Source organism: Marinospirillum sp., assembly GCF_014859565.1.
In genome coordinates this window covers 1-4,148 of the sequence record NZ_JACUUA010000260.1, presented here as the reverse complement: position 1 = coordinate 4,148, position 4,148 = coordinate 1, and the positions used below count along the sequence as shown (strand labels likewise).

Sequence of the window (4,148 nt, the reverse complement as noted above, 5' to 3'; positions counted from 1 at the left end):
TGAGTAATCATACCCTCAAAATCAGGTGGCCAGATTTACTATGCCACTACACTTCCAGGCAATAAAAAGCAGCACTACTAAGACTGCTTGAAGTCCCAAGATTATCCAGTTCATTGCTTACTTTTCGCCATATGTGTGCATAACGAGCTGTAGAAAAACCTCTTTCCGGCCAGTCTCCCCTACCAGCAGCTTGTTCTCTGTTATTCAATTTGACTGCCGGTTTTTGTCAGCAACCCTTGGTTGATTCTGTGTTTTCTGGTTTTTTCAGCTTTAGCCTCTACAAGCCAGTGTTTATGCTATTTTCAGCACATCTTTTTGAGCCTAGCTCGACTCCGCTCTGCTGCTTTATTGAAACAGCTTGTCATAGTGAGCCAGCTTTTCAATGTTGTAGATCAGGAAAAATAGTTGCCACTGGCTCTGACCTTGCTTTTGCCTCTCAGGCTGAAGCGGTTTAGTTCTTATTCCGGAGCGAGCATCAGGGGTCTATATAGCACAACTGATCCAAGTGCATGCTTCCCTAGCTTTTCATCCGTTTTATCAAAGATGTCTACTGCTAACTGCAATATCAAGCCCTTTTTGCAAATGCAGCAACTCGTTGCAACCATTTCTGCCGCTGTTGATCGGTTGAGTTTTTCACCGGCCCCATCAGCAGTACTTTCACGGGGCGTACACCACACAGCTCCAGGGTGGTTTTTTTCATCTGATGTATCGCAGGTGCGCGATAAAACCAGCGAAAGAACCAGGGTGGGGTATCTGTGGTCACCAGCAGTTGTGCTGTACGACCTTTCAGCAGCTGCACGGGGAAGGCTTTTCCTTGCTGATAACAAAAGGCAAAGCCCGGCAGAAAAACCCGATCCAGAAATCCTTTTAACACTGCAGGCACACTGCCCCACCAGACTGGATAAACAAACACCAGATGATCCGCCCATTGAATTGTTTGCTGGGCAGCGAGCAAATCCGGTTCCAGCGGCTGTTGCTGGTGATAACCCTGATGCAGGATCGGATCAAAAGTCAGCTGATCCAGCCACAGGATTTCCACTGTGTGTCCCGCTGTGCGGGCTGTTTCAGCGTAGTGTTCAGCCAGCGCAAGGTTCAGACTTCCGGCAACGGAGTGAGCAACCAGTAAGGCAATTTTTTTGTGTTTCATAACAGGGTTCCTGACAAGGGGTTCAGCCTGCAGTCTGAAGTCTGCCCCTTGGGGCAGAGTCAAGCCTTGTCGGACACACAAACGGCTCGGTTTATTTCTGCCTGTGTTCCGGTGCAATCCGATACTTCTGCAATCACAAGCTGCAACAGCTGATCCTGCTGTTGCAGGTGAGCCATCTGCCGCTGAATGTCTGCCCGCCTGCCTTCCAGTTGAGTCATCAGCTCTGCACCTGCCAGTTCCCGCCCCGGAACACCCAGCCAATCCTGCAACTCTGCCAGCTTGAATCCCAGTTGCCGGGCACGTCGAATCAACAACACCTGTTGCAGATGCGCAGCGGTATAAACCCGGTAACGATTACTACGCTCTACCAGCCCTAGCAATCCCAGTGATTCATAAAGCCGGATCGCCTTGATGCTGGCACCAGTGCGCTTGGCAATTTCACCAATCAACATGTTGTTTACCTCTATCCATCCGCTGACGACACCTCGACTGCACCATATTGGGGCAATTCGGCTTCCAATAACCACATAAAAGGGTATAGTGGGATGTCCAGGTTTTATTACAAAAATAAAAGAGGTTATAAACATGGGCGGTAACAATGCAGTATTGGCAAGAAATACCGAGCTGGCACCACAAAACCCCTTCAGTTCACAAACGGTCGCTTTCTCCCATTACAACAACCTTTCAGCTCAGCTGCCGATTGATCCAAAATCCGGCCAGCTGGTGGCGGGCGGTGTAAAAGAGCAAGCGGAGCAGTGCTTTAAAAATATTCAGGCCATTGTGGAAAGCATTGATCATGGCATGACGGATGTTGTTCGTATCACCGTGTTTGTTAAAAATATCATGGATACCGACCGGGTAGACGAAGTGTATAAATCCTTCTTCAGCGGTTATCTGCCCACACGTACAGTGGTTGCTGTTGCAGCTTTGCCGATGAATGCGTTGGTGCAAGTGGAGGCACTGCTTTCCAATGGCGTCGGTTCAATTCCCAACGCACCCCAGGCGGGTGATCTGATCAAGCTGACAAACAACACCGCCAACGCGCCGATGGATCCCTTGTCCACTCAGACGGTGGCCTTCTCACACTACAACAATCTTTCCGCACAACTGCCGATTGACCCAGCTTCAGGTCAGTTGGTGGTAGGTGGCATCAAGGAACAGACCGCGCAGTGTCTGAAAAACATCAAGGCGATTCTGGAAAGCATTGATGTTCCTTTTGATGATATCGTCAAAATTAATCTATTCCTCACCGATATTACCGATATCGAAGCAGTCAACGAGGTGTATCGCCGTTTTTTCCCGGATTCTGCCATCGCCAGAGCAGTGGCCTATATGCCGGCAAGAACCGTCATCCCGGTAACAGCCTTACCCATGCATGCGCTGGTGCAGATTGAAGCAGTGGTATCCCACGGTGATGGTACGCCACCGCAAGCTGTTGAGGATCGACACGGAATCATTGTGGAGGCAAACAATACTGCTGATGCACCCTTATGCCCGTTATCGAGTCAGACAGTGGCCTTTTCGCATTACAACAACCTGTCAGCACAACTGCCGATTGATCCCAGAACAGGAAAGCTGATGGCAGATGATGTAAAGCAACAAGCTGAGCAGTGTTTACAAAACATTAAAACCATCGTGGAGAGTGTGGGTCACGTTATGGCCGATGTGGTCAAGGTGAATGTTTTTCTCAAAAACATGGCAGACATTGAAGCGGTAAATGCTGTTTACAGCAGCTTCTTCCCCGGTGGCATCCCGGCTCGCAGAGTTGTAGGTGTCTCTGCCCTGCCCAAGGATGCATTGATCCAGATTGATGCAATTGTCTCAAACGCCGAAGGCACACCGCCTCTGGTATAAAACCGAAAACAGGGGCAAACCAAAGCACAACAGTTTGCCCCTTCTATCCTGTCATTCACTCAACACCCGAATACCACGCAGGTGGCGGCCTTTGCTGCGATCTGCCGAGAAGCGACCCGTCACCATCACCGTTTGATCCAAGTAAGCACGGGCGGCACTGGCTGGATGCAAACCCACCCGATTCAGCTGCTCATCTTCCAGCCAGTAGTGTTCCGGCTCAGCCAGACCGCGTACCACGCCACTGACCTGTACCTGCCGCCCATCAAAGGATGATGCATGGGTGACCAGAAACATCAATGGCACATCTTCAACTTTGTTACTGCAGCCAGTCAGCAGTAACAACAGCAGCATCCATATCAGTATTTTCATTTTTTTCACGGTTTGTATGCCAGCGTACCGACCCATGCCGCTATCCCTTGCAACATTGGATCCTGAAGTCCACTGCAAATCAGCAGCGACTGTTTAATCAAAATAGGTATAAATATGAATATCAAACATCGGGTACTTGGCGGCTTGTTTACTACCACCCTGCTTTTCAGCAGTTTTGCAGTTTTGGCTCAGGACAACCAGTCAGGATTTTACACCGGTATTGGTTTAGGCTTCAGTTCGCTGGAAAACTCATCCGAGGAAGTCAGCGACTTCATTGAAGCAGGCACCGATGATTTTGATGCCAGGGACTCCAAAAATACCTACAAAGGTTTTGTTGGTTACCGCATCAACCCCATCTTTGCAGTAGAAGCCAATTACACTGATCTGGGCAAGGTCAGGCTGCGAGGCAACAGCATTGCCAATACAGACATCCAAACCAAAGCCTATGGTGCCAGTGTGCTTGGCCATATTCCGCTCGGTCAGGTTGCCTCTGTTTACGGACGCCTTGGCCTGAACTACTGGGACACTGATGTACGGGGCAACTTGGGTGACAGCAGTATCAACCTGCAAAACCAAAGTGGTACGGATCCACTTTATGGTATCGGTGCCCAGCTCAATCTTTCCTCACTGCTGGTGAGGGCAGAATATGAACGCCTGGACATGGACAGCAACTATAAGCTGGACAGCTTCACCGTTTCTCTCGGCGTTCACTTCTAAAACCCGATACTGCTGCTGATCGTGCTGTTTTTATTCTGCAGCTTAAAAAGTGGCAGTATTC

At 49.5% G+C, this 4,148-nt stretch carries 5 protein-coding genes; 2 read left to right on the top strand and 3 right to left on the bottom strand.

Annotated features, from left to right (window positions below):
* Nucleotides 1-565: 565 nt before the first annotated feature.
* Together IBX50_RS17855 and IBX50_RS17850 are read right to left on the bottom strand one after the other, a co-directional pair.
* Nucleotides 566-1,147 carry an NAD(P)H-dependent oxidoreductase gene (locus IBX50_RS17855; RefSeq protein WP_292257686.1) on the bottom strand — a complete coding sequence of 194 codons (582 nt, stop codon included), beginning with the start codon at nucleotides 1,145-1,147 and terminating at the stop codon, nucleotides 566-568.
* A gap of 59 nt (nucleotides 1,148-1,206) precedes the next feature.
* On the bottom strand, nucleotides 1,207-1,599 hold the full coding sequence (locus IBX50_RS17850) for a MerR family transcriptional regulator (protein WP_292257684.1): 393 nt from the start codon (nucleotides 1,597-1,599) through the stop codon (nucleotides 1,207-1,209).
* A gap of 133 nt (nucleotides 1,600-1,732) precedes the next feature.
* On the opposite strand from IBX50_RS17850, the gene IBX50_RS17845 reads away from it, so the two are divergent.
* Nucleotides 1,733-3,001, top strand: a complete 1,269-nt coding sequence (locus IBX50_RS17845; RefSeq protein WP_292257682.1) for a RidA family protein — start codon at nucleotides 1,733-1,735, stop codon at nucleotides 2,999-3,001.
* 51 nt (nucleotides 3,002-3,052) lie between these two features.
* On the opposite strand, the gene IBX50_RS17840 is transcribed toward IBX50_RS17845, so the two are convergent.
* The gene (locus IBX50_RS17840; RefSeq protein WP_292257680.1) at nucleotides 3,053-3,406 is read right to left on the bottom strand and encodes a hypothetical protein; all 354 of its coding nucleotides are present in this window, start codon (nucleotides 3,404-3,406) and stop codon (nucleotides 3,053-3,055) included.
* A 78-nt stretch (nucleotides 3,407-3,484) separates the two neighbouring features.
* Between IBX50_RS17840 and IBX50_RS17835 the strand changes: the two genes are divergently transcribed.
* On the top strand, nucleotides 3,485-4,087 hold the full coding sequence (locus tag IBX50_RS17835; protein ID WP_292257678.1) for a porin family protein: 603 nt from the start codon (nucleotides 3,485-3,487) through the stop codon (nucleotides 4,085-4,087).
* The last annotated feature ends 61 nt before the right edge of the window (nucleotides 4,088-4,148 follow it).

Excerpts from the sequence above, each read along its gene's own strand:
- IBX50_RS17845 (WP_292257682.1), top strand. The coding sequence starts at position 1,733 with ATGGGCGGTAACAATGCAGTATTGGCAAGAAATACCGAGCTGGCACCA.
- IBX50_RS17835 (WP_292257678.1), top strand. The coding sequence starts at position 3,485 with ATGAATATCAAACATCGGGTACTTGGCGGCTTGTTTACTACCACCCTG.
- IBX50_RS17850 (WP_292257684.1), bottom strand. The coding sequence starts at position 1,599 with ATGTTGATTGGTGAAATTGCCAAGCGCACTGGTGCCAGCATCAAGGCG.
- IBX50_RS17855 (WP_292257686.1), bottom strand. The coding sequence starts at position 1,147 with ATGAAACACAAAAAAATTGCCTTACTGGTTGCTCACTCCGTTGCCGGA.
- IBX50_RS17840 (WP_292257680.1), bottom strand. The coding sequence starts at position 3,406 with ATGGGTCGGTACGCTGGCATACAAACCGTGAAAAAAATGAAAATACTG.